The sequence below is a fragment of the Thermus sp. genome (assembly GCF_056332225.1).
Window position 1 is genome coordinate 1 of record NZ_JBWGQW010000217.1, and the last position, 610, is coordinate 610.

General features: G+C 67.0%; 1 pseudogene. It reads right to left on the minus strand.

The annotated features are described in order from the left end of the window. Positions 1-72 precede the first annotated feature (72 nt). Positions 73-610, minus strand: a pseudogene (fusA, locus tag AC01Y6_RS11000) (elongation factor G); the annotation flags it as partial.

Below are 610 nucleotides of genomic sequence, written 5' to 3' on the forward strand. Positions count from 1 at the left end.
GGCTTGGTCCGCTCGAACTTTGCTTTGGCCATCTCCGGTCCTCCGCTCGAACTCGTTCCCGCGACGCGTGCGTCAGGCGTACTTCGCCCGAATTTCCTCGGCCACCATCTGCGGCACGGGCTCGTAGTGGTCGAAATGCATGGTGAACTGCGCCCGACCCTGGCTCAGCGAGCGCAGCGTGTTGACGTAGCCGAACATGGTGGCGAGCGGCACCATCGCACTCACCACCTGGCCGTTGCCGCGCGGCTCCATGCCGGTGATCTGACCGCGCCGGCTGTTCAGGTCGCCGATGATGTCGCCCATGTACTCCTCGGGCGTCACCACCTCGACCCGCATGACCGGCTCGAGGAGCTGCGGGCCGGCCTTGGCGGCCCCCTCCTTGAAAGCCGCCCGGGCGGCGATCTCGAAGGCGAGGGTCGAACTGTCGACCTCGTGGTACGAGCCGTCGACCAGCGACACCTTGACGTCGATCATCGGGAAGCCGGCGAGCACCCCACTGGTCATCGCCGACTCGATCCCCTTCTGCACGGCCGGCACGTACTCCTTCGGGACGGCACCGCCCACGACCTTGTTCTCGAAGACGAAGCCCGACCCCTTCTCGCCCGGCTCC